The sequence below is a fragment of the Pseudomonas sp. SMSB3 genome (genome assembly GCF_052041965.1).
Taxonomy (GTDB): Bacteria; Pseudomonadota; Gammaproteobacteria; order Pseudomonadales; family Pseudomonadaceae; genus Aquipseudomonas.
In genome coordinates this window covers 312,503-332,605 of record NZ_JBKGGV010000001.1, presented here as the reverse complement: position 1 = coordinate 332,605, position 20,103 = coordinate 312,503, and the positions used below count along the sequence as shown (strand labels likewise).

The following is a 20,103-nucleotide window of genomic DNA, read 5'->3' as shown; positions in this document are numbered from 1 at the left end:
GGGCTGGACATTGCCATGACGCCGAACAAACCCACCCTGCACCCGCGCAACCGCCACCAGGGCCGCTACGACTTCCCCAGCCTGATCAAGGCTCATCCTGACCTGGCCCGTTTCACCCTCACCAATCCCCACGGCAAACCGAGCATCGACTTCGCCAACCCCGAAGCCGTGCGTGTGTTCAACCGTGCCTTGCTCAAGGCGCAGTACGGTATCGAGCACTGGGACATCCCTGCCGACTACCTGTGCCCGCCAATCCCCGGCCGCGCCGACTACCTGCACGTCGCCGCCGACCTCCTCGCAGAGGACAATGCCGGCGAGGTACCCAAAGGCGCCCAGGTTCGGGCGCTGGATATCGGCGTCGGGGCCAACTGCATCTATCCGCTGCTCGGCCATAGCGATTACCGTTGGCGCTTTCTTGGCTCGGACATCGACCCGATCGCACTGGCTGCGGCCAAGGCCATCGTCCAGGCCAACGGCTTGGGCAAAGGCATCAGCCTGCGCCAGCAAGTCAACCGCAAGCACATCCTCAGCGGCCTGCTGCAAGAGGACGAGCGCTTCGACCTGACCCTGTGCAACCCGCCTTTCCATGCTTCGCGCGAAGAGGCCACCCGTGGCAGCCAACGCAAGTGGAAGAACCTCGGCAAGCAGGACCCCAAGCGCAAGCTGCCGGTGCTCAACTTCGGTGGGCAGAACAACGAGTTGTGGTGCGAGGGCGGTGAGATTCGCTTCGTGACGCAGCTGGTCGAGGAGAGCGTGCAATACGCCTCTCAGGTGCTGTGGTTCACCAGCCTGGTGTCCAAGGCCGGCAATCTGCCACGCATCGAGGCAGCCCTGAGGAAAGCCGGCGCCAAGGCCGTGCGCATCACCCCGATGGGCCAGGGCCAGAAGCAGAGCCGCATGGTCGCCTGGAGCTTTCATGACGCCAACGCCCGTCAGGCCTGGCACGCCCGGCGCAGATCGCAGGCATGAAAAAACCGCGCCCGGGCAAGCCGGGCGCGGTTTAGCGTAGCGTCAACGTCTTACTTGTTGACGGCGTCGGTCAGGCCTTTGGCCGGAACGAACTTGACGACTTTCTTGGCAGCGATTTCGATGGCAGCGCCAGTCGATGGGTTGCGGCCGGTACGGGCAGGACGCTCGGAGACTTTCAGCTTGCCGATGCCAGGCAGGGTGATTTCAGCGCCGTTTTCCAGTTGGTCGGCAACGATCTGGCCCAGCTGCTCCAGAGCGTTACGCGCGGTGGTCTTTGGCGCGTCGATCGCTTCAGCGATATCGGCAATCAGTTGGTCTTTGGTCAATGCCATGGTGGTGTTCCTTCCCTATCAAATTCAGTGGTTATGCAGCGTGCGACGACCTTATCGGGCCAGCCCCTGAACGCTGGAGGGCCGCACCAATCGCGAATGTAGATGCGCAAATCGGCGTTTGGTTCGACACGGCGTGCGTACGCTGCCAGCAATGCGCCACTTACCGGGCGCAAGACCGCGCAAAGCTACCACAGGAACGGATAAATATCCGCAGCCTGCATCGATTTAGTGCAGGTTTTTCGGGGCCGAACGCGCAAAAACGGCAATTTCGAGCAAAAAACGTACAACCGCTATTTGCGTTACATCCGCACCGTGCACGCTGCTCGCCTGGGGTAAACTGGACGACTTTTGCAGCGCGGCCCGTTTGCCGCCCCGTACCTTGCGAGAATGCCATGCCAATTCGTCACTGCATCGTTCATCTGATCGACAAGAAGCCCGATGGCAGCCCTGCCGTGCTCCACGCCCGGGATACCGAACTGGGCGCATCGGACGCCATCGAAAACCTGCTGAGCGACCTCAACGACAGCTACAACGCCAAGCAAGGCAAGGCCTGGGGGTTCTTCCACGGCGAGTCCGGCGCCTATCCACTCAGTGGCTGGCTGAAGCAATACCTGCAAGCCGAACAGGACTTCACCGCATTCACCCGCATGGCGGTCGAGCACCTGCAAAAGTTGATGGAAGAGTCCAACCTGTCCACTGGCGGCCACGTGCTGTTCGCGCACTATCAACAGGGCATGACCGAATACCTGGCCATCGCCCTGCTGCATCACAGCGAAGGGGTGGCGGTGAATGCCGAACTGGACGTGCTGCCTTCGCGCCATCTGGACCTCGGACAACTGCACCTGGCCGCACGCATCAACCTGTCGGAGTGGCAGAACAACCAGAATTCCAAGCAGTACATCTCGTTCATCAAAGGCAAGAACGGCAAGAAAGTTTCGGACTATTTCCGCGACTTCATCGGTTGCCAGGAAGGCGTCGATGGCCCAGGCGAGACCCGCACCCTGCTCAAGGCGTTCAGCGACTTCGTCGAAAGCGAAGACCTGGCCGAAGAAGCCGCGCGCGAGAAAACCCAGACCCTGGTCGAGTACGCCACCGCGCAAACCAAGATGGGCGAGCCGGTAACCTTGGAAGAGCTGTCGAGCCTGATCGACGAAGAGCGGCCCAAAGCGTTCTACGACCACATCCGCAACAAGGATTACGGCCTGTCCCCGGAGATTCCGGCCGACAAGCGCACGCTCAATCAGTTTCGCCGTTTCACCGGTCGCGCCGAGGGCTTGTCGATCAGCTTCGAGGCGCACCTGTTGGGCGACAAGGTGGAATACGACGAGGCGGCCGGCACTTTGATCATCAAGGGCCTGCCCACGCAACTGGTGGATCAGCTCAAACGCCGCAAGGACTGATCAGCCTGCAACATAGGAGGCGACCAGCGCTTCCTTGGCCGATTTGCGCAGCTTCTTGACCAGACGCTCCTGGCGCAATGCCTCGCCCTTGTCCGGCCAGCGCTCGACATACACCAGCGCCTGCGCCGGGCTGGTCTTGAAGTAGCGCGCACCGCGCCCCTGCTGGTGGGCCGTGAAGCGGCGTTGTGGATCGTCGCTGATGCCGCAGTACAGCGAGCCGTTGGCGGCACGAACCAGGTAGACATACCAGGGTTTGCACCGAGGCATTTCAGCGATTGTACAGACGTCGCCCATACTCGCCTCAGCGCACCTGCTGGAAAGCCCGCAGGCCTTTGAAGGCTTGCTGGCGTACCTTGTTCTGCAACATCGGCGACCACCCCAGCAGCAGCCCCGGCGCGCCCAGCGCCTGACGTGACCAGCGCCAGAGGTCGAAACTGTCATCGTGCTGGCAGATCAGCCCATCACGGATGACGAAGCGGGCCTGGATGTCATTGACCACCGTGCGCCCGGTCTGACTGAACAGATAAGTGGCAACCCAGTGCGCACAGCCGCTGCTGGCATCGGCGCGTACCTGGTCGAAGCTCAGGCGAAAATCTTTGGCGCGGGTGGTGAGCATGCGCCACATGTCGCCGGCATCGCGACCGCGCAAGGTGCCGAACACAGGGTCAGTGAAGACGATATCGTCGCTGTAGCAGGCCACCATGGCTTCGGCGTCCAGACGCTGGAACGCCTGGTAAAAGCGGGTAATCAGGTCACGGTTGGCGTCGCTCATGGTGCAGGTCCGTTCGGGGCATGGGGAAGCAGCACGATAATCCGCCGCTTGCGCTTTCGCCAGTGCCCCGGGTAACCCGCGCAGCCATTTCACAGTGTCTGGCAACGGGCCTGCACCTGCAGGGCGCGCCCGGCGCCCAGTCCGAAAATGATCGCGCCGCCACCGAGCACGGCGAAGATCCACCCTACCGCGGCCCAGCCACCCGTCAGGTCATGGACCACGCCGACCGCGAACGGGCCCATCGAGGCCAGCGTATAGCCAACGCCCTGGGCCATGCTCGACAGGTTGGCAGCAACATGGGCGTCCTTGGAGCGCAGCACGATCAGCGTCAACGCCAGGGCGAAGGTACCGCCCTGCCCCAACCCTAATAGCACGGCCCAGCCCCACAGGCCGCCAAGGGGCGCATACAGGCAACCGAACAGCCCGGCCAGGGTCACCAGCATGACGATCACGATCGCCAGGCGCTGATCCTTGCCGCGGGTAGCCAGCCACGGCGCGGCCAGCGAACTCAGCAACTGCACGATGACCGAACCGGACAGCACCAGCCCCGCCTCGGTCGGAGTGAGGCCGCGGCCGATCAGGATCGACGGCAGCCAGCCGAAGACGATGTAGGCCAGCGATGATTGCAGGCCCATGTACAACGTCACCTGCCAGGCCAGGGGGTCGCGCCACAAGCCGCGCACACGGTACGCGACCTTGTGCTGGCCGTGACCTTTACGTGCTTGCGGAAGCCAGACCAACATGGCCAGCAGCGCCGGGACCATCCAGAAACCCAGGCCCAACGCCCAGCTGTCGTTCAAGTACTCGCTCAGCGGCACGGTGGCGCCGGCCGCCATTGCCGCCCCCAGGCACAGGGCCATGGTGTAGACGCCGGTCAGCGTCCCCGCATGCTGTGGGAAGTCGCGCTTGACGATGCCAGGCAAAAGCACGCCGATGATGCCGATGCTGGCCCCGGCCATGACGCTGCCGATGAACACGCCGGTAGCGCCAAGCGTGCTGCGCACCACGATGCCCAGCGCCAGCGTCAGCAAGATGCCGAGAATCACCCGCTCACTGCCCAGGCGCCTGGCCAGCACCGGTGCCAGCGGCGCGAACAGCCCCAGGCACAGCACAGGCAAAGTGGTCAGCAGACCCGCTTGCGCTGCGCTAAGGCCAAGACCCGCCGACACCTGGCTCAGCACCGGTGCCATGCTCGACAGCGCCGGACGCAGATTCAGCGCAACCAGGACCAGGCCCAGCAGCAACAGCCACGGGCGCTGAACCCGCAGCGGCTGCTGCTGCACCTGGGCATCATCGGCTTCGGCATCGATCAGCAGTTCTTCCAGCTCGTGCTGACGGACGTGTGCATCTTGTGTCATCGGGCAATACTCGGTTCAGGATTCGATAAGCGCGCGGCTGAGGGCCTTGGCCCGCTGCGGATCGCGTTGTTCAATGGCGTCGAGAATCTGCCCGTGCAGGTCGAACGTGGCCTGGCTGCGCGGCGCGGACTGCATGTTGTGCTGCAACGCGGCCGCCACCACCCCGGAAAAATACCGGTACAGCTCGCTCAGCGCCGGATTATGAGCGGCGTCGATCAGCCGTTGGTGAAACACCAGGTCACAGCTGACGTAGGCATCGACATCGCCGTGGAAATGCGCAGCGCTGCCGTCGAGCGCCTCGCGCAGCGCTTGCAGATCCTCCTCGGTACGGCGCAGGGCAGCGAGCCCGATCGCTTCGGTTTCGAGGATATGCCGCGTTTCACGGGCCTGCTCCAGCGTGCAGCGGGCCAATGCCTGCACCGCCTGCAGTGGGTCATGGCAGGTGCGCAGGTAACTGCCGTCACCTTGGCGAATCTCGACCAGGCCGGCGAATGCCAGTACGCGCATGGCCTCGCGCACGGTATTGCGGCTGATCCCCAGCTGCAGCGCCAACTCAGGCTCGGTAGGCAGGCGCTGACCGACGTGCCAGTCGCCTTGCAGAATACGTTCACGCATGCGCTCGACGGCGAGCTCCACCAGCGAGCGTTTGGTCAATTCGGTGCCCATGGCACTCACCCAATCATCCGATGAATAGGCTAGCTTAATGGATCGAACATGGCGCGGCAATTCAACTGACATTTCTGACAGTTGTGAAGCGACTGGGTAATTGCAACGCTGCGCTGAACTCCTGCGAGGCGCACTGCCATGTCATTGTTCGATGTCCTGCGGTGGAGCAAACCGGCCGTTGCCGCCGGATTACTCCTGTCACTCATCGCAGGCTGCGACACTCAAGCACCCCCACGCCAGCCCAAGACCTTGCTGATTGGCATCAGTGGCGTGCAACTGCAGCACTATGAACAACTTGGCCCCAACACCACCTTGCAACAGCGCCTTTTCTACGGCAAGGCCTATACAGGCGGTATCACCGCCCGCGCCAGCGACCAACCGACCATCAGCGGGCCCGGCTGGATCACCCTGCTCACAGGCGTATGGGCCAACAAGCACACGGTGACCTCCGATGCCGCGGTACAGCGCCTCGACCCGCAGTATCCAAGCCTGTTCCGCCGCCTGCGCGAGGCCATGCCGAACGCTTACCTCGCCAGCATCGTGCACTGGCCTGAGTTGCACACCGCCTTTCTGCTCGAAGACGCCCACGGCAATGACATGCGCGAAAGCGGCCTGAGCGACGATCAGGTGGAAGCGCGCGCCCTGCAGGTATTGGACTATTCATCGGCGGACTTCACCTTCGTGCAGTTCGCAGAAGCCGACCAGATTGGCCAGAAAAGCGGCTTCGGCCCGGCTTACCAGGCTGCATTGCGCAGGACCGACGAGCAGCTCGGGCGCCTGCTGGACAAAGTCGAGCAACGCGCGCGCAGCCAGCCCCGCGAAGACTGGCTGGTGCTGGTCAGCACCGACCACGGGCGTGATTACTGGGGTAAAGGCAGCGGCGGCGTGACCGAGCAGGAAAAAACCGTATTCATCGCCAGCAACAAGCCCTTGAACAGCGAGCTGAGCCAGCCGCAGATCCCGCATGAAAACCCCGGGCCTGGCAACTTGTACAGCTACGCCGCGCAAACCTCGGTCGCCCCGACCGTACTGCGGCATATGGGCCTGAGCCTGTTACCGCAATGGCAACTCGATGGGGTTCCGTTATTGGGTGATACCGGCGTGCGCAAGGCGCGGGCTGTCGAAGGCGAGGCCAAGCTGCTGTGGAGCAGCCAGTCGCACGGCACGGTGGAGATCTACAAGGATGGCCAGGTGGTAGCAAGTGTGCGGGCCGATCGGCAGGAATGGACCGACCCGCAAGGGATGAGCCAGGCGGCAGACTATGTGCTGGCGCTCGAAGGCGTGCCGGTTGCGGTACGCACGGCCACCAGCGAGCCGCTGGTCATCGAAGATGTGAGCTACTGAGCGACGACTCAGTCGAGCGCATCGATCAACGCCTGGTTCATCTCCGGCGTGCCAATGGTGATGCGCAAGAATTGGGCGATGCGTGCCTGCTTGAAATGGCGCACGATCACCCCATGCTCACGCAAGCGTGCCGCCAGCTGCGCCGCATCCTGTCGAGGATGGCGAGCGAAGACGAAGTTGGCCGCCGAGGGCAGCACCTCGAAGCCTTTGGCGAGCAGTTGCTCGACCAACGCCTGGCGGCTATCGATGACTTTGCGACAGGTCTGTTCAAAGTACTCCCGGTCCTCGAAGGCCGCGGCAGCACCGACGATCGCCATGCGATCGAGCGGATAGGAGTTGAAGCTGTTCTTGATCCGCTCCAGCGCCTCGATCAGGTCAGGATGACCCACTGCCAGGCCAACCCGCAAACCGGCCAACGAGCGCGATTTGGAAAGGGTCTGGGTCACCAGCAGGTTGTCGTAGCGATCCACCAGGCTGATGGCCGTTGCCCCGCCAAAATCGATGTAGGCCTCGTCCACCACCACCACCGAGTCGCGGTTGGCTTGCAGCAGCTGCTCGACCGCCTGCAGCGGCAGCAGGCAACCAGTCGGCGCATTGGGGTTGGGAAAGATGATGCCGGCGTTGGGTTTGGCGTAGTCGGCGACACGGATCTGGAACTGCTCATCCAGCGCCACCTGCTCGAAGGCGATACCGTATAGGCCGCAGTACACCGGATAGAAGCTGTAGCTGATGTCGGGGAACAACAGCGGCCCGCGATCGTGCTGGAACAAGCCGTGGAAGATGTGCGCCAGCACCTCGTCCGAGCCGTTCCCCACGAACACCTGGGCCTGGGTCACGCCATAGTACTCAGCCACGGCCTGCTTGAGGCGGTCGCTGTTGGGGTCGGGGTACAGGCGCAGGTTGTCGCTCAGTTCGCCGCGCATGGCCTCCAGGGCCTTGGGCGATGGGCCATACGGGTTTTCGTTGGTGTTGAGCTTGACCAGGCGCGCGAGCTTGGGCTGCTCACCCGGCACGTAGGGCACCAGCGTCTTGACGAAAGGACTCCAGAATCGACTCATGCTCAGTTCCCCTCGGTCTGCTTGAGGATACGGTATTCGGCGCTGCGCGCGTGGGCGGTCAACGACTCGCCGCGCGCCAGCACCGAGGCGGTGTGGCCCAGCGCCGATGCGCCCTGTTCGGAGCAGAAGATGATCGACGAACGCTTCTGGAAGTCGTACACCCCCAGCGGCGACGAGAACCGCGCAGTGCCGGACGTCGGCAGCACGTGGTTGGGGCCTGCGCAATAATCGCCCAGCGCTTCGCTGGTGTGGCGACCCATGAAGATCGCGCCGGCGTGGCGAATCTGCGGCAGCCAGACCTGTGGATCGGCGACCGACAGTTCAAGGTGTTCAGGGGCGATACGGTTGGCCACTTCGATGGCCTGCTGCATGTCACGCACCTGGATCAACGCGCCACGGCCGTTGATCGACTTTTCGATGATCGCCGCACGCTCCAGCGTTGGCATCAGCTTGTCGATGCTGGCCGCCACGCGGTCGAGGAATGCCGCATCGGGGCTGACCAGGATCGCCTGGGCGTCTTCGTCGTGCTCGGCCTGGGAGAACAGGTCCATGGCGATCCAGTCGGGATCGGTCTGGCCGTCGCACACCACGAGAATTTCCGAAGGCCCGGCGATCATGTCGATGCCGACCTGGCCGAACACGTGACGCTTGGCAGTGGCCACATAGATGTTGCCGGGGCCGACAATCTTGTCCACCTGGGGCACACTTTGCGTGCCATAGGCCAGGGCTGCCACCGCTTGGGCGCCGCCGACCGTAAACACCCGGTCGACCCCGGCGATGCAGGCCGCCGCCAGCACCAGCTCGTTGATCTCGCCGCGCGGAGTCGGTACCACCATGACCACTTCAGCGACACCGGCGACCTTGGCCGGGATGGCATTCATCAGCACCGACGAGGGGTAGGAAGCCTTGCCGCCGGGTACGTACAGGCCCGCGCGGTCCAGCGGGGTAACCTTCTGACCCAGCACGGTGCCATCGGCTTCAGTGTACTGCCAGGAATCCTGCTTCTGCCGCTCGTGGTAGCTACGCACGCGGTCGGCCGCCTTTTCCAGCGCCTCGCGCTGCACCGGCGTGATACGCGTCAGGGCCAGCTCCAGGCGCTCGCGGTCGAGGATCAGGTCGTCGATCGACTTGGCATCGACGCCGTCGAAGCGCTGGGTGAACTCCACCAGCGCCGCGTCACCACGCTCGCGCACGGCCTTGATGATGTCGAGCACACGCTGGTTGACCGCGTCATCAGACACACTTTCCCAGCTCAGCAGATGATCCAGATGTCGGGCGAAATCCGGATCAGCAGCGTTGAGACGGGCAATAGCAGTGGACACGGTCATGGCGAGGGCCTCGATGATTGGCGAAAGCTCAGGCGCCCTAGGCTACCAGTCCATCCGCGCGGGCACCCGAGAAAAGTGGCTATGACGCGGATAGACGGGCGCGACAGCGAAGGTCGCGCGCAGGAATCAGCCGCGGTGTCGCGATTCGACCGCTTGGCGCAGGGTGTCGATCAGGCTCTGGATGCGCGCGTGCTGCATCTTCATGGACGCCTTGTTGACCACCAGACGCGAGCTGATCGTGGCGATCAGGTCCTGGGGTTCCAGGCCGTTGGCGCGCAGGGTGTTGCCGGTGTCGACCACGTCGATGATCTTGTCGGCAAGGTTGATCAGCGGCGCCAGCTCCATCGAGCCGTACAACTTGATGATGTCGACCTGACGGCCTTGCTCGGCGTAGTAACGCTTGGCCACGTTGACGAACTTGGTGGCCACGCGCAGGCGCCCCTTGGGCTCGGGCGCGCCGACCACACCGGCGGTCATCAGCTTGCAGCAGGCGATCTGCAGATCAAGTGGCTCGTACAGGCCCTGTCCGCCGTACTCCATCAGCACGTCCTTGCCGGCCACACCGAGGTCGGCCGCGCCATGCTCGACGTAGGTCGGCACGTCGGTAGCCCGCACGATCAACAGGCGCACGTCGTCCTGGGTGGTGGGGATGATCAGCTTGCGGCTCTTGTCCGGATTCTCGGTCGGAACGATACCGGCCTCGGCCAGCAATGGCAGGGTATCGTCGAGAATACGGCCCTTAGAAAGCGCGATGGTCAACATTGCAACGTCGGTCCTTAAGCAGCTACTGCCGGCCAGGTCGGCGACCTGGCCGCATTCGATTCGTTATGCGCGAGCGCAGCATCGGCGCTCGCGCAACAGGCGATCAGCCCGGTACGCGGCGGATCTTGGCACCCAACATCTGCAGTTTTTCCTCGATGCACTCATAACCACGGTCGATGTGGTAAATGCGATCGATCAGGGTGTCGCCCTCGGCAACCAGCGCCGACAGCACCAGGCTAGCGGATGCACGCAGGTCGGTGGCCATCACCGGAGCGCCTTTGAGCGCCGGTACGCCGGTGACGATCGCGGTGTTGCCCTCGACCTGGATCTGCGCGCCCATGCGGTGCATTTCATAGACATGCATGAAGCGGTTTTCGAAGATCGTCTCGATCACCGCGCCAGTGCCTTCGGCAACTGCGTTGAGCGAGATGAACTGCGCCTGCATGTCGGTGGGGAATGCCGGGTACGGCGCGGTACGCAGGTTGACGGCCTTGGGCCGCTTGCCGTGCATGTCCAGCTCGATCCAGTCTTCGCCGGTGGTCAGGTCGGCCCCGGCTTCCTTGAGTTTTTCCAGCACCGCTTCGAGGATCGTCGGGTCAGTGTCCTTGACCTTGACGCGGCCACCGGTGACGGCAGCGGCGACCAGGTAGGTCCCGGTCTCGATACGGTCGGGCATGACCCGGTAGTGAGCAGAACCCAGGCGCTCGACGCCGTCGATGGTGATGGTGTCGGTACCGGCACCCTGCACGTTGCCACCCATGGCATTGATGAAGTTGGCCAGGTCGACCACTTCAGGCTCGCGGGCGGCGTTTTGCAGCACGCTGCGACCTTTGGCCAGGGCGGCGGCCATCATGATGTTCTCGGTGCCGGTGACGCTGACGGTATCGAAGAAGAACTGCGCGCCGCGCAGGCCGCCTTCAGGCGCATGGGCCTTGATGTAGCCACCCTCGACTTCGATCGTCGCACCCATGGCCTCGAGGCCACGGATGTGCAGATCGACCGGACGCGAACCGATCGCACAGCCACCGGGCAGCGCCACTTCGGCCTTGCCGAAACGGGCGACCATCGGGCCGAGCACCAGGATCGAGGCGCGCATGGTCTTGACCAACTCGTAAGGCGCGACCAAGGTCTTGATCGTGCGCGGGTCGATTTCCACGGCCAGCTTTTCGTCGATCACAGGCTCGATGCCCATGCGCCCGAACAACTCGATCATGGTGGTGATGTCGTGCAGGTGCGGCAGGTTGCCGACGGTGACCGGGCCATCGGCCAGCAAGGTCGCCGCCAGGATCGGCAGGGCCGCGTTCTTCGCGCCGGAAATGCGGATCTCGCCGTCAAGGCGAGCGCCGCCAGTAATAATCAGTTTGTCCATTGGTGTCTCGCCGCCAAGTTGGCTCAGGTGCGCTCAGCCCAGGCTGCGCTGCTGAAAAATTTCATGGTTACCGCATGGATGCTGCCATCGGCGATCCACGGATTCAGGTGCGCATAGATCGCCTGCTGACGCTTGACCGGGCTCAGGCCAGCCAACTCGTCGCTGATCACGTTCAACTGGAAGTTGCAGCCTTCGCCTTCAACTTCGACCCGGGATCCCGGCAATTTCTCTTCTAGGAAGCTCTTAACTTCTACGGCCTGCATGCTCAACCTCAATCGGCGCCCGATGCGCACGGGTCGGCCATCATACAAAAAAGCCCCTCGCCTGCGAAGCCCAACGAATGGGCACGCGACCGAGGGGCCTGCTTCGACTGCCGAGCCATCAGCCCACCAGCACCTCATCGAGGTCATAGACCTCGGCAATTTCCCGCATATCATCGGGCATGCCACGCACGCTGTAGGCCTTGCCCGCTGCCTGGGCGTCACGAATGAACGCCAGCAGCAGCGACAGGCCGACACTGGTCGAGCGCGACACGGCCGAGCAATCGAACACCAGCTGCGCTTCAGCGCAAGCGGCAATCAGGCCCTTGCCTTGCTTGCGCAAGCTCGGGCCGCTGCGGTAATCCAGCTCGCCGGCCAGACGCATGACACCTGGCTCGGCCATGGTTACAGCAGCCTCGCTCATTTGACCGCCTTCTCCGGCGAGCTGTCGGCGGTCTGCTTGGCCTTGGCCACTTCGCCGGCCCAGCCGTCGATGGTCTTGTCCAGGTCGTTGCCATTGCGCTGCATGGCATCGGCGAACTGGTCGCGGAACAGCTTGCCGATGTTGATGCCGTTGACGATGACGTTGCGCACTTTCCATTCGCCAGCGATGTTTTCCAGGGTGTACTGCACTGGGTAAACGGCACCGTTGTTGCCGGTGACCTTCATGCCAACGCTGGCGCGCTTGCCGTCATCGGCCTTGGCCGGGTCGACGGTGATGCCCTGGTTGTTGTACTCCAGCAATGCATTGCCATAGAACTGCATCAGGCTGCGCTTGAAGTTTTCCTGGAAGCGCTGCATCTGCTCTGGCGTAGCCTTGCGCGAATACTTGACGGTCATGATGCTTCTGGAGATGCCGTCAGCGTCGACCACCGGGCCCAGGATACGGTTGAGCGCTTCATAGAAGGCGTTGGGATTGGCGCGGTACTGCTCCTTGTTGGCCTTGAGGTCACTGAGCAGCGCGTTGGTGGTGCTCTGCACCACATCATGCGGCGACTGCGCGGCCAGGGCCATCAGGGGGAAGGCGGCCAACAGCACCAGCAGGCCACGTCGCAGGATCGAAATCATGGAAACTCCTTAATTAGCCGGTTGCGCTTCTTTAGGTTCCTTGCCAACGGAGTTGAGCAGGAACTTGCCAATCAGATCTTCCAGCACCAGCGCCGACTGCGTGTCGTGGATGGTGGCGCCATCCTTGAGCACGTCGTCTTCGCCGCCGACGCTGATACCAATGTACTTCTCGCCAAGCAAGCCGGCGGTCAGGATCGAAGCCGTGGAGTCGGTCGGCAGGTTGTCGACCGACTTGTCCAGCTGCAAGGTCACCCGCCCGGTGTAGGAGTCGCGGTCCAGATCGATGGCGGTGACCTTGCCGATGGTCACACCGGCCATGGTCACCTTGGCTCTGACCGTCAAACCGGCGATATTGTCGAAGTACGCATAAACTTTATAGGTATCGGTGGTCGGGCTGGCCGACAGCCCGCTGACGCGCAGGGCCAGCAGCAACAGCGCCAGGATCCCGGCCAGAAGAAACAGGCCGACACCGATTTCCAGGGTGCGGTTTTGCATCAGAAATCTCCAAACATCAAGGCGGTCAGAATGAAGTCCAGACCCAGCACTGCCAACGAGGCATAGACCACGGTCTTGGTGGTGGCACGGCTGATCCCTTCCGAGGTGGGTTCACAGTCGTAGCCTTGGAATACGGCGATCCAGGTGGTGACGAAGGCGAACACCAGGCTTTTCAGCAGGCCATTGAGCACGTCGTCGGTAAAGGAAACGCTGTTCTGCATGTTGGCCCAGAACGAGCCCTCGTAGACCCCCAGCCAGTCGACCGCCACCCACGAACCACCCCATATGCCCACCACGCTGAAGATCAGCGCCAGCAACGGCAGCGATATGAAACCGGCCCACAGACGCGGGGCGACGATGTACTTGAGCGGGTCGACGCCGATCATCTCGAGGCTGGACAGCTGCTCGGTGGATTTCATGTTGCCGATTTCGGCGGTCAGCGCCGACCCGGCACGCCCGGCGAACAACAGCGCCGTCACCACCGGGCCAAGTTCACGCAGCAGGGTCAGGGCGACCATCTGCCCGACCGCCTGCTCGGAGCCGTACTTGGTCAGGATGCTGTAGCCCTGCAGGGCCAGCACCATGCCGATGAACACCCCCGAGACAACGACGATGGCCAACGACAGCACACCCACCGAATACAGCTGCTTGGTCAGCAGCTGAAAGCCGCCGCCGATGCCGCCGCGACCGATCAACGCATGGAACAGGAACAGACACGAGCGGCCAAGCACCGCCAGCACGTCGATGGCCGAACGGCCAAGCTGGCGCACGCGTTCGAGTAAGGATTTTCTGCGCATCAACGCGCTCCCAGCAAATCGGCGCGGTAGTCAGGCGCAGGAAAGTGGAATGGCACCGGGCCGTCCGGATCGCCCTTCATGAACTGGCGAATGCGCGGATTGTCCGACCCCATCAGTTCATCGGGCGTGCCCTGGCCGAGCACCTGGCCATCGCCGACCACGTAGATGTAGTCGGCGATGCTGGCGGTTTCGGCCAGGTCATGGGACACCACGATGCTGGTGATGCCCAGCGCATCGTTGAGCAAGCGAATCAGGCGGACCAGGACACCCATGGCGATCGGGTCCTGGCCGACGAACGGCTCGTCGTACATGAGAATCTGCGGATCCAGCGCGATGGCCCGGGCCAGTGCCACGCGGCGCTTCATGCCACCGGACAGCTCATCGGGCATCAGGTCGATGGCGCCGCGCAGCCCCACCGCCTGCAGTTTCATCAGGACGATGTCGCGGATCATCTCGTCCGGGAGCTGGGTGTGCACACGCAGCGGAAAGGCGACGTTCTCGAACACGTCGAGATCGGTGAACAAGGCCCCGCTTTGAAACAGCACGCCCATCTGCTTGCGGGCGTCGAACAGATCGCTGCGCGACAGGCTCGGCAGGTTCTGCCCGGCCACCCACACCTCGCCGCTGGCAGGACGCAGCTGCGCGCCCATCAGGCGCAGCAGCGTGGTCTTGCCGCAACCTGACGGCCCCATGATCCCGGTGACCTTGCCACGCGGGATGCGGATGTCGACATTGCTGAAAATGCTGCGCGAACCGCGCTTGAAGGTTACCCCCTTCAACTCGACCGCGTAGGCGCTATCCACACTCATCTAGACTCCTTGCTAGTGCAGCCTCGCACTAATGGACGCCCGCCTTCATCATGAAGGCACAAGCACCTGTGGCAGGCCGAATAGCCGCGAACTATAGCACCGCAGGCGGTGCGGCCCCAAGGCCACGGAGCACCTCGTTCAGGCGTACGACAGGCTTTGCCGGCAAATGTTCGGATAATCCAATGGGTGAGGCTTTTTCCGATTACGGCTATAATCGCCGCCTTTTACTCAGGCACTGCTTTTCGACATGAGCCAATCCAGCGAGCTGATCCACTCCGCCCAACGCACCTTGCGCCTGGAACTCGAGGCCGTAGAAGGCCTGGTGGCCCGTATTGACGCCAATTTCGTCAAGGCCTGCGAGCTGATCCTGGCAAGCAAGGGTCGGGTCGTGGTGGTCGGCATGGGCAAGTCCGGGCATATCGGCAACAAGATCGCCGCGACCCTGGCCAGCACTGGCACACCGGCATTCTTCGTGCACCCGGCCGAGGCCAGCCACGGCGACATGGGCATGATCACCCGCGACGACGTCATCCTGGCCCTGTCCAACTCAGGCAGCACCGCCGAGATCGTCACCCTGCTGCCGCTGATCAAGCGCCTCGGCATCCAGCTGATCAGCCTGACCGGCAAGCCTGACTCGGCGCTGGCCCAGGCCGCCGAAGTCAACCTTGATGCCAGCGTCAGTCACGAAGCCTGCCCGCTCAACCTGGCGCCGACCTCGTCGACCACTGCCGCGCTGGTGCTGGGTGACGCGCTGGCCATCGCCCTGCTCGAAGCGCGTGGTTTCACGGCCGAGGATTTCGCTTTTTCGCACCCCGGTGGCGCGCTGGGTCGACGTCTGCTGCTGAAGGTCGAGAACGTCATGCACGCCGGCGCCGAACTGCCGCAGGTGCAGCGCGGCACACTGCTCAAGGACGCCCTGCTTGAAATGTCCCGCAAAGGTCTTGGCATGACCGTGATCGTCGAGGCCGATGGCACACTGGCGGGCATCTTCACCGACGGCGACCTGCGCCGCAGCCTGGACCGCAACATCGATGTGCACACCACCCTGATCGATCAGGTGATGACCGTGCACGGCAAGACCGCCCGCGCCGAGATGCTCGCGGCCGAAGCCCTGAAGATCATGGAAGACCACAAGATCAGCGCCCTGGTGGTCACAGACAAAGGCGACCGTCCGATCGGCGCCCTGAACATGCACGATTTGCTGCGCGCCGGCGTGATGTAAAGGAGACTGACCCGATGAACCACGACCTGCTGCAACGGGGCAAGGCGATCAAGCTTGCCGTTTTCGACGTCGATGGCGTGCTCACCGACGGGCGCTTGTATTTTCTTGAGGACGGCAGCGAATTCAAGACCTTCAATACCCTCGACGGCCACGGCATCAAGATGCTCATGGCCTCGGGCGTGACCACGGCGATCATCAGCGGGCGCAAGACGCCGGTGGTGGAACGCCGGGCCAGGAACCTCGGCATTCCCCATCTGTACCAGGGACGTGAAGACAAACTGGTGGTGCTCGACGGCCTGCTCGCCGAACTGGGCCTAAGCTATGAGCAGGTCGCCTACCTTGGCGACGACCTGCCCGACCTGCCGGTGATTCGTCGGGTGGGCCTGGGCATCGCCGTGGCCAATGCCGCATCGTTCGTCCGCCAGCACGCCCACGGCGTGACCCAGGCGCGCGGCGGCGAGGGCGCGGCACGCGAGTTCTGCGAACTGATCATGCAGGCCCAGGGCACCCTGGACGCTGCCAACGCCAACTACCTGTAAGGTTGCCCATGTTCAGCAAAAAAGCCCGCAACATTGCGTTGCTCGCGGTGATCGCCGCACTGCTGGCGGCCATCGGCTACTGGAATGTCAGCCCAGAGAGCTTCCTCGACCAGCCGGTGGCACAGGTCGATGAAAGCGCGATCGACTACTATGCGATCAACGCCCACAGCGTGCAGTACCTGCCCGACGGCAAGCTGCAATATGAAATGACTGCAGACAAGGTCGAACACCTCAAGGCCACCGAGGTCACACTGGTGACGACCCCTGACCTGCACATGTATCGCGGTACCGAATTCCCGTGGCACGTGCAAAGCCTGCGCGCCGAGGTCAACCCCGACGGCTCCGAGGTCGAGTTGATCGACAACGTGCGGGTCCAGCGTACCGATGAAAAGCAGCGCGAAATGGTCATCACCAGCTCGCGCATGACCGTATTCCCACAGAAGCAATATGCGCAGACCGAGCAAGCCGTTAGAATCGACGGCGCCGGTGGTACAACCACGGGCAAGGGAATGAAAGCGTATTTGAAAGAAGGCAAGATGGACTTGCTCTCTAACGTAAGAGGACAGTATGAGGCTCGTTAAAACCCTCCCCCTTTTGCTCAGCCTGAGCGCAGCACTGGGAAGCGCGAGCGCCTTCGCCCTGCCGACCGACCGTGACCAGCCTATTCGTATCCAGGCCGACAACGCGCACCTGGACGACAAGCAAGGCGTGGCGACCTACACCGGCGATGTGATCATCACCCAGGGCTCGATGATGATCAAAGGCAATACCGTGACCATGACCCGTGCCGCCAACGGCGACATCGACGTGGTGACATCGGTGGGCAACCTGGCCTACTTCGAACAGCAGCAGAGCACCGCCAAGCCAGAGAAGATGAAAGGCTGGGCCGTGACCATCCAGTACCAGGCGCAAAAAGACACGGTTATCCTCACCGACCGCGCCAAGGTCGAGAACGAAGGCAACACCACCGAAGGCGAGAAGATCGTCTACAACACCAAGACCCAGGTGGCGACCGCAGGTCGCGGTGGTAACGTGACGCAGCCACGTCAGCGTATCGACATGGTGATCCAGCCGAAGAAGAAGGCCGAGTAAATGGCAACCCTCAAAGCCCAGCACCTGGCCAAGAGCTACAAGGGGCGCCAGGTTGTGCGTGATGTCAGCCTGTCGATCGACAGCGGGCAGATCGTTGGCCTGCTCGGCCCCAACGGCGCCGGCAAGACCACCTGCTTCTACATGATCGTGGGCCTGGTCCAGGCCGATCAGGGACGCGTCCTGATCGACAATCTCGACGTCAGCCACCAGCCCATGCATGGCCGTGCACGTGCCGGGATCGGTTACCTGCCACAGGAAGCGTCGATCTTCCGCAAGCTGTCGGTGGCCGACAACATCATGGCGATCCTCGAAACGCGCAAGGAACTCGACCGTGAAGGCCGGCGCAAAGAGCTGGAAAGCCTGCTGCAGGAATTCCACATCAGCCATATCCGCGACAACCTTGGCATGAGCCTGTCCGGTGGTGAGCGCCGCCGCGTCGAGATTGCCCGCGCCCTGGCCACCGCGCCGAAGTTCATCCTGCTCGACGAACCCTTTGCCGGTGTCGACCCGATTTCGGTTGGCGACATCAAGCAGATCATCCACCACCTCAAGGCCAAGGGAATCGGTGTATTGATCACCGACCACAACGTCCGCGAGACGTTGGATATCTGCGAAACGGCCTATATCGTCAACGACGGTCGTCTGATCGCCGAGGGCGACGCCGAGACCATCCTGGCCAACGACCTGGTCAAGGAAGTCTACCTGGGCCACGAGTTCCGACTCTGAATCCAGACCTGCCGGGAGCACTGGCAAGCTCGCCCTGCTGGGCTTAAGTTGTTACGGTGCTCTAGGCAAACGCTACAATTTGAGGCATAAAACTTGCTTGAATTTGGCGCTCCGGCGCCCTCGTGTAGTGGATGGCGCATGCGCGCCGGCGAACAAGGTATTAAGCCCCAGCCATGAAACCATCGCTCGTCCTAAAAATGGGCCAGCAACTGACGATGACCCCGCAGTTGCAACAGGCCATTCGCCTCCTCCAGCTGTCCACACTGGACCTCCAGCAGGAGATCCAGGAAGCGCTGGAGTCCAATCCGATGCTCGAGCGCCAGGAAGACGGCGACGACTTCGACAATAGCGACCCGATGGCCGACAACGCCGAGAACAAGCCGGTCGCCGAGACTCAAGAGAGCAGCTTCCAGGAAAGCAGCACCAGCGCTGAAAGCCTCGAAGACGGTGAGTGGAACGAGCGAATCCCCAACGAGCTACCCGTCGACACCGCCTGGGAAGACATCTACCAGACCAGCGCCAGCAGCCTGCCCAGCAACGATGACGATGAGTGGGATTTCACCACCCGCACCTCGGCCGGCGAAAGCCTGCAAAGCCACCTGCTGTGGCAGCTCAACCTGGCACCGATGTCCGATACCGATCGGCTGATCGCAGTTACCCTGATCGATAGCATCAACGGCCAGGGCTACCTGGAAGATACCCTCGAGGAAATTTGCGCAGGCTTCGACCCTGAACTCGACATCGAGCTCGACGAAGTCGAAGCCGTGCTGCACCGTATCCAGCAGTTCGAGCCCGCCGGCGTCGGCGCGCGCAACCTGGGCGAGTGCCTGCTGCTGCAACTGCGCCAGCTGCCGCACAACACGCCATGGTTGGCTGAGGCCCAGCGCCTGGTCAGCGATTTCATCGACCTGCTCGGCAGCCGCGACTACAGCCAGCTGATGCGCCGCATGAAGCTCAAGGAAGATGAGCTGCGCCAGGTCATCGAGCTGGTACAGAGCCTCAATCCCCGCCCCGGCTCGCAGATCGAATCGAGCGAGCCTGAGTACGTGGTGCCGGACGTCATCGTGCGCAAGGACAGCGACCGCTGGCTGGTCGAGCTGAACCAGGAAGCGATTCCGCGCCTGCGCGTCAACGCGCAGTATGCGGGCTTCGTGCGCCGGGCCGACACCAGCGCCGACAACACCTTCATGCGCAACCAGCTGCAGGAGGCGCGCTGGTTCATCAAGAGCCTGCAAAGCCGCAACGAGACCCTGATGAAGGTGGCCACCCAGATCGTCGAACACCAGCGCGGCTTCCTCGATCACGGTGACGAAGCGATGAAGCCCCTGGTGCTGCACGACATCGCCGAAGCGGTGGGCATGCATGAGTCGACCATCTCGCGGGTCACCACCCAGAAGTACATGCACACGCCACGCGGCATCTACGAACTGAAATACTTTTTCTCCAGCCACGTCAGTACCGCCGAGGGCGGCGAATGCTCGTCCACGGCGATCCGCGCGATCATCAAGAAACTGGTTGCAGCGGAAAATCAGAAAAAGCCATTGAGTGACAGCAAGATCGCTGGTTTACTGGAGGCACAAGGCATCCAGGTCGCCCGTCGCACCGTCGCCAAGTACCGCGAGTCCCTCGGCATCGCACCGTCGAGCGAGCGCAAGCGACTGATGTAGCCCCTGGGTGTGCCACAGCGTTTGTGGGGTAGGTGCAACACCTGCCCCTTTATGCACGGGCAATAAAGGA

The 20,103-nt window shown here is 62.8% G+C and carries 24 protein-coding genes; 9 read left to right on the top strand and 15 right to left on the bottom strand.

Going from position 1 to position 20,103, the window contains the following annotated elements:
• Positions 1 to 15 precede the first annotated feature (15 nt).
• Positions 16 to 969, top strand: a complete 954-nt coding sequence (rlmF, locus tag ACLEJW_RS01550; RefSeq protein WP_440776885.1) for a 23S rRNA (adenine(1618)-N(6))-methyltransferase RlmF — start codon at positions 16 to 18, stop codon at positions 967 to 969.
• A 50-nt stretch (positions 970 to 1,019) separates the two neighbouring features.
• Here rlmF and ACLEJW_RS01545 read toward each other — a convergent pair whose 3' ends face one another.
• Complete coding sequence (locus ACLEJW_RS01545; protein WP_027920195.1) at positions 1,020 to 1,301, bottom strand: HU family DNA-binding protein; 282 nt, start codon at positions 1,299 to 1,301, stop codon at positions 1,020 to 1,022.
• Between the two features lie 392 nt (positions 1,302 to 1,693).
• Here ACLEJW_RS01545 and yejK point away from each other — a divergent pair, with 392 nt between their 5' ends.
• Positions 1,694 to 2,701 (top strand): nucleoid-associated protein YejK, encoded by a 1,008-nt coding sequence (yejK, locus tag ACLEJW_RS01540; RefSeq protein ID WP_313295602.1) that lies wholly within the window; start codon positions 1,694 to 1,696, stop codon positions 2,699 to 2,701.
• Here the strand turns inward: yejK and ACLEJW_RS01535 are convergent, their stop codons facing one another.
• The 4 genes from ACLEJW_RS01535 to ACLEJW_RS01520 all read right to left on the bottom strand — a co-directional run bounded on the left by ACLEJW_RS01535 (position 2,702) and on the right by ACLEJW_RS01520 (position 5,497).
• Positions 2,702 to 2,968, bottom strand: coding sequence for a GIY-YIG nuclease family protein (locus ACLEJW_RS01535; protein WP_313295601.1), 267 nt, complete (start codon positions 2,966 to 2,968; stop codon positions 2,702 to 2,704).
• Positions 2,969 to 3,002: 34 nt separating this feature from the next.
• The gene (locus ACLEJW_RS01530; protein WP_440776884.1) at positions 3,003 to 3,473 is read right to left on the bottom strand and encodes a nuclear transport factor 2 family protein; all 471 of its coding nucleotides are present in this window, start codon (positions 3,471 to 3,473) and stop codon (positions 3,003 to 3,005) included.
• An 89-nt stretch (positions 3,474 to 3,562) separates the two neighbouring features.
• Positions 3,563 to 4,831: a CynX/NimT family MFS transporter gene (locus ACLEJW_RS01525; protein WP_440776883.1), complete on the bottom strand. Its 1,269-nt coding sequence runs from the start codon at positions 4,829 to 4,831 to the stop codon at positions 3,563 to 3,565.
• Between the two features lie 15 nt (positions 4,832 to 4,846).
• Positions 4,847 to 5,497 (bottom strand): FadR/GntR family transcriptional regulator, encoded by a 651-nt coding sequence (locus tag ACLEJW_RS01520; protein ID WP_313295598.1) that lies wholly within the window; start codon positions 5,495 to 5,497, stop codon positions 4,847 to 4,849.
• A 138-nt stretch (positions 5,498 to 5,635) separates the two neighbouring features.
• Here ACLEJW_RS01520 and ACLEJW_RS01515 point away from each other — a divergent pair, with 138 nt between their 5' ends.
• A complete protein-coding gene (locus ACLEJW_RS01515; RefSeq protein WP_313295596.1) occupies positions 5,636 to 6,841 on the top strand; it encodes an alkaline phosphatase family protein in 1,206 nt (401 codons plus the stop codon).
• An 8-nt stretch (positions 6,842 to 6,849) separates the two neighbouring features.
• On the opposite strand, the gene hisC is transcribed toward ACLEJW_RS01515, so the two are convergent.
• From hisC to ACLEJW_RS01465, 10 genes are all read right to left on the bottom strand, one after another.
• A complete protein-coding gene (gene hisC / locus ACLEJW_RS01510) occupies positions 6,850 to 7,899 on the bottom strand; it encodes a histidinol-phosphate transaminase (RefSeq protein ID WP_145185264.1) in 1,050 nt (349 codons plus the stop codon).
• A gap of 2 nt (positions 7,900 to 7,901) precedes the next feature.
• Entirely contained in the window at positions 7,902 to 9,227 is a 1,326-nt protein-coding gene (hisD, locus tag ACLEJW_RS01505; protein ID WP_313295592.1) for a histidinol dehydrogenase, read from the bottom strand.
• A 126-nt stretch (positions 9,228 to 9,353) separates the two neighbouring features.
• Positions 9,354 to 9,989 (bottom strand): ATP phosphoribosyltransferase, encoded by a 636-nt coding sequence (hisG, locus tag ACLEJW_RS01500; RefSeq protein ID WP_145185258.1) that lies wholly within the window; start codon positions 9,987 to 9,989, stop codon positions 9,354 to 9,356.
• A gap of 103 nt (positions 9,990 to 10,092) precedes the next feature.
• The gene (murA, locus tag ACLEJW_RS01495; RefSeq protein WP_440776882.1) at positions 10,093 to 11,358 is read right to left on the bottom strand and encodes a UDP-N-acetylglucosamine 1-carboxyvinyltransferase; all 1,266 of its coding nucleotides are present in this window, start codon (positions 11,356 to 11,358) and stop codon (positions 10,093 to 10,095) included.
• A gap of 23 nt (positions 11,359 to 11,381) precedes the next feature.
• Complete coding sequence (locus ACLEJW_RS01490; protein WP_133326357.1) at positions 11,382 to 11,621, bottom strand: BolA family protein; 240 nt, start codon at positions 11,619 to 11,621, stop codon at positions 11,382 to 11,384.
• A gap of 118 nt (positions 11,622 to 11,739) precedes the next feature.
• Positions 11,740 to 12,042, bottom strand: coding sequence for an STAS domain-containing protein (locus ACLEJW_RS01485; protein WP_313456077.1), 303 nt, complete (start codon positions 12,040 to 12,042; stop codon positions 11,740 to 11,742).
• The gene (locus tag ACLEJW_RS01480; RefSeq protein WP_145185249.1) at positions 12,039 to 12,686 is read right to left on the bottom strand and encodes an MlaC/ttg2D family ABC transporter substrate-binding protein; all 648 of its coding nucleotides are present in this window, start codon (positions 12,684 to 12,686) and stop codon (positions 12,039 to 12,041) included. Before ACLEJW_RS01480 ends, ACLEJW_RS01485 begins: the two co-directional genes overlap by 4 nt.
• Positions 12,687 to 12,695: 9 nt before the next feature.
• Positions 12,696 to 13,181 carry an outer membrane lipid asymmetry maintenance protein MlaD gene (gene mlaD / locus ACLEJW_RS01475; RefSeq protein ID WP_145185246.1) on the bottom strand — a complete coding sequence of 162 codons (486 nt, stop codon included), beginning with the start codon at positions 13,179 to 13,181 and terminating at the stop codon, positions 12,696 to 12,698.
• On the bottom strand, positions 13,181 to 13,978 hold the full coding sequence (gene mlaE / locus ACLEJW_RS01470) for a lipid asymmetry maintenance ABC transporter permease subunit MlaE (protein WP_145185243.1): 798 nt from the start codon (positions 13,976 to 13,978) through the stop codon (positions 13,181 to 13,183). Before mlaE ends, mlaD begins: the two co-directional genes overlap by 1 nt.
• Positions 13,978 to 14,787, bottom strand: coding sequence for an ATP-binding cassette domain-containing protein (locus ACLEJW_RS01465; protein ID WP_145185240.1), 810 nt, complete (start codon positions 14,785 to 14,787; stop codon positions 13,978 to 13,980). The genes mlaE and ACLEJW_RS01465 overlap by 1 nt, the downstream gene beginning before the upstream one ends.
• Positions 14,788 to 15,034: 247 nt before the next feature.
• Between ACLEJW_RS01465 and ACLEJW_RS01460 the strand changes: the two genes are divergently transcribed.
• The 6 genes from ACLEJW_RS01460 to ACLEJW_RS01435 all read left to right on the top strand — a co-directional run bounded on the left by ACLEJW_RS01460 (position 15,035) and on the right by ACLEJW_RS01435 (position 20,033).
• A complete protein-coding gene (locus ACLEJW_RS01460; protein WP_313295577.1) occupies positions 15,035 to 16,009 on the top strand; it encodes a KpsF/GutQ family sugar-phosphate isomerase in 975 nt (324 codons plus the stop codon).
• Between the two features lie 14 nt (positions 16,010 to 16,023).
• A complete protein-coding gene (locus ACLEJW_RS01455) occupies positions 16,024 to 16,548 on the top strand; it encodes a KdsC family phosphatase (protein WP_145185235.1) in 525 nt (174 codons plus the stop codon).
• Positions 16,549 to 16,556: 8 nt separating this feature from the next.
• Positions 16,557 to 17,129: an LPS export ABC transporter periplasmic protein LptC gene (lptC, locus tag ACLEJW_RS01450; RefSeq protein ID WP_145185232.1), complete on the top strand. Its 573-nt coding sequence runs from the start codon at positions 16,557 to 16,559 to the stop codon at positions 17,127 to 17,129.
• Complete coding sequence (gene lptA / locus ACLEJW_RS01445; RefSeq protein WP_145185230.1) at positions 17,116 to 17,640, top strand: lipopolysaccharide transport periplasmic protein LptA; 525 nt, start codon at positions 17,116 to 17,118, stop codon at positions 17,638 to 17,640. Before lptC ends, lptA begins: the two co-directional genes overlap by 14 nt.
• The gene (gene lptB / locus ACLEJW_RS01440; RefSeq protein WP_145185227.1) at positions 17,641 to 18,366 is read left to right on the top strand and encodes an LPS export ABC transporter ATP-binding protein; all 726 of its coding nucleotides are present in this window, start codon (positions 17,641 to 17,643) and stop codon (positions 18,364 to 18,366) included.
• 173 nt (positions 18,367 to 18,539) lie between these two features.
• Positions 18,540 to 20,033 carry an RNA polymerase factor sigma-54 gene (locus ACLEJW_RS01435; protein ID WP_145185224.1) on the top strand — a complete coding sequence of 498 codons (1,494 nt, stop codon included), beginning with the start codon at positions 18,540 to 18,542 and terminating at the stop codon, positions 20,031 to 20,033.
• The last annotated feature ends 70 nt before the right edge of the window (positions 20,034 to 20,103 follow it).

Bases quoted from the DNA above. Each gene is read 5' to 3' on its own strand.
- rlmF (WP_440776885.1), top strand. From the start codon at position 16: ATGACGCCGAACAAACCCACCCTGCACCCGCGCAACCGCCACCAGGGC.
- ACLEJW_RS01545 (WP_027920195.1), bottom strand. From the start codon at position 1,301: ATGGCATTGACCAAAGACCAACTGATTGCCGATATCGCTGAAGCGATC.
- yejK (WP_313295602.1), top strand. From the start codon at position 1,694: ATGCCAATTCGTCACTGCATCGTTCATCTGATCGACAAGAAGCCCGAT.
- ACLEJW_RS01535 (WP_313295601.1), bottom strand. From the start codon at position 2,968: ATGCCTCGGTGCAAACCCTGGTATGTCTACCTGGTTCGTGCCGCCAAC.
- ACLEJW_RS01530 (WP_440776884.1), bottom strand. From the start codon at position 3,473: ATGAGCGACGCCAACCGTGACCTGATTACCCGCTTTTACCAGGCGTTC.
- ACLEJW_RS01525 (WP_440776883.1), bottom strand. From the start codon at position 4,831: ATGACACAAGATGCACACGTCCGTCAGCACGAGCTGGAAGAACTGCTG.
- ACLEJW_RS01520 (WP_313295598.1), bottom strand. From the start codon at position 5,497: ATGGGCACCGAATTGACCAAACGCTCGCTGGTGGAGCTCGCCGTCGAG.
- ACLEJW_RS01515 (WP_313295596.1), top strand. From the start codon at position 5,636: ATGTCATTGTTCGATGTCCTGCGGTGGAGCAAACCGGCCGTTGCCGCC.
- hisC (WP_145185264.1), bottom strand. From the start codon at position 7,899: ATGAGTCGATTCTGGAGTCCTTTCGTCAAGACGCTGGTGCCCTACGTG.
- hisD (WP_313295592.1), bottom strand. From the start codon at position 9,227: ATGACCGTGTCCACTGCTATTGCCCGTCTCAACGCTGCTGATCCGGAT.
- hisG (WP_145185258.1), bottom strand. From the start codon at position 9,989: ATGTTGACCATCGCGCTTTCTAAGGGCCGTATTCTCGACGATACCCTG.
- murA (WP_440776882.1), bottom strand. From the start codon at position 11,358: ATGGACAAACTGATTATTACTGGCGGCGCTCGCCTTGACGGCGAGATC.
- ACLEJW_RS01490 (WP_133326357.1), bottom strand. From the start codon at position 11,621: ATGCAGGCCGTAGAAGTTAAGAGCTTCCTAGAAGAGAAATTGCCGGGA.
- ACLEJW_RS01485 (WP_313456077.1), bottom strand. From the start codon at position 12,042: ATGAGCGAGGCTGCTGTAACCATGGCCGAGCCAGGTGTCATGCGTCTG.
- ACLEJW_RS01480 (WP_145185249.1), bottom strand. From the start codon at position 12,686: ATGATTTCGATCCTGCGACGTGGCCTGCTGGTGCTGTTGGCCGCCTTC.
- mlaD (WP_145185246.1), bottom strand. From the start codon at position 13,181: ATGCAAAACCGCACCCTGGAAATCGGTGTCGGCCTGTTTCTTCTGGCC.
- mlaE (WP_145185243.1), bottom strand. From the start codon at position 13,978: ATGCGCAGAAAATCCTTACTCGAACGCGTGCGCCAGCTTGGCCGTTCG.
- ACLEJW_RS01465 (WP_145185240.1), bottom strand. From the start codon at position 14,787: ATGAGTGTGGATAGCGCCTACGCGGTCGAGTTGAAGGGGGTAACCTTC.
- ACLEJW_RS01460 (WP_313295577.1), top strand. From the start codon at position 15,035: ATGAGCCAATCCAGCGAGCTGATCCACTCCGCCCAACGCACCTTGCGC.
- ACLEJW_RS01455 (WP_145185235.1), top strand. From the start codon at position 16,024: ATGAACCACGACCTGCTGCAACGGGGCAAGGCGATCAAGCTTGCCGTT.
- lptC (WP_145185232.1), top strand. From the start codon at position 16,557: ATGTTCAGCAAAAAAGCCCGCAACATTGCGTTGCTCGCGGTGATCGCC.
- lptA (WP_145185230.1), top strand. From the start codon at position 17,116: ATGAGGCTCGTTAAAACCCTCCCCCTTTTGCTCAGCCTGAGCGCAGCA.
- lptB (WP_145185227.1), top strand. From the start codon at position 17,641: ATGGCAACCCTCAAAGCCCAGCACCTGGCCAAGAGCTACAAGGGGCGC.
- ACLEJW_RS01435 (WP_145185224.1), top strand. From the start codon at position 18,540: ATGAAACCATCGCTCGTCCTAAAAATGGGCCAGCAACTGACGATGACC.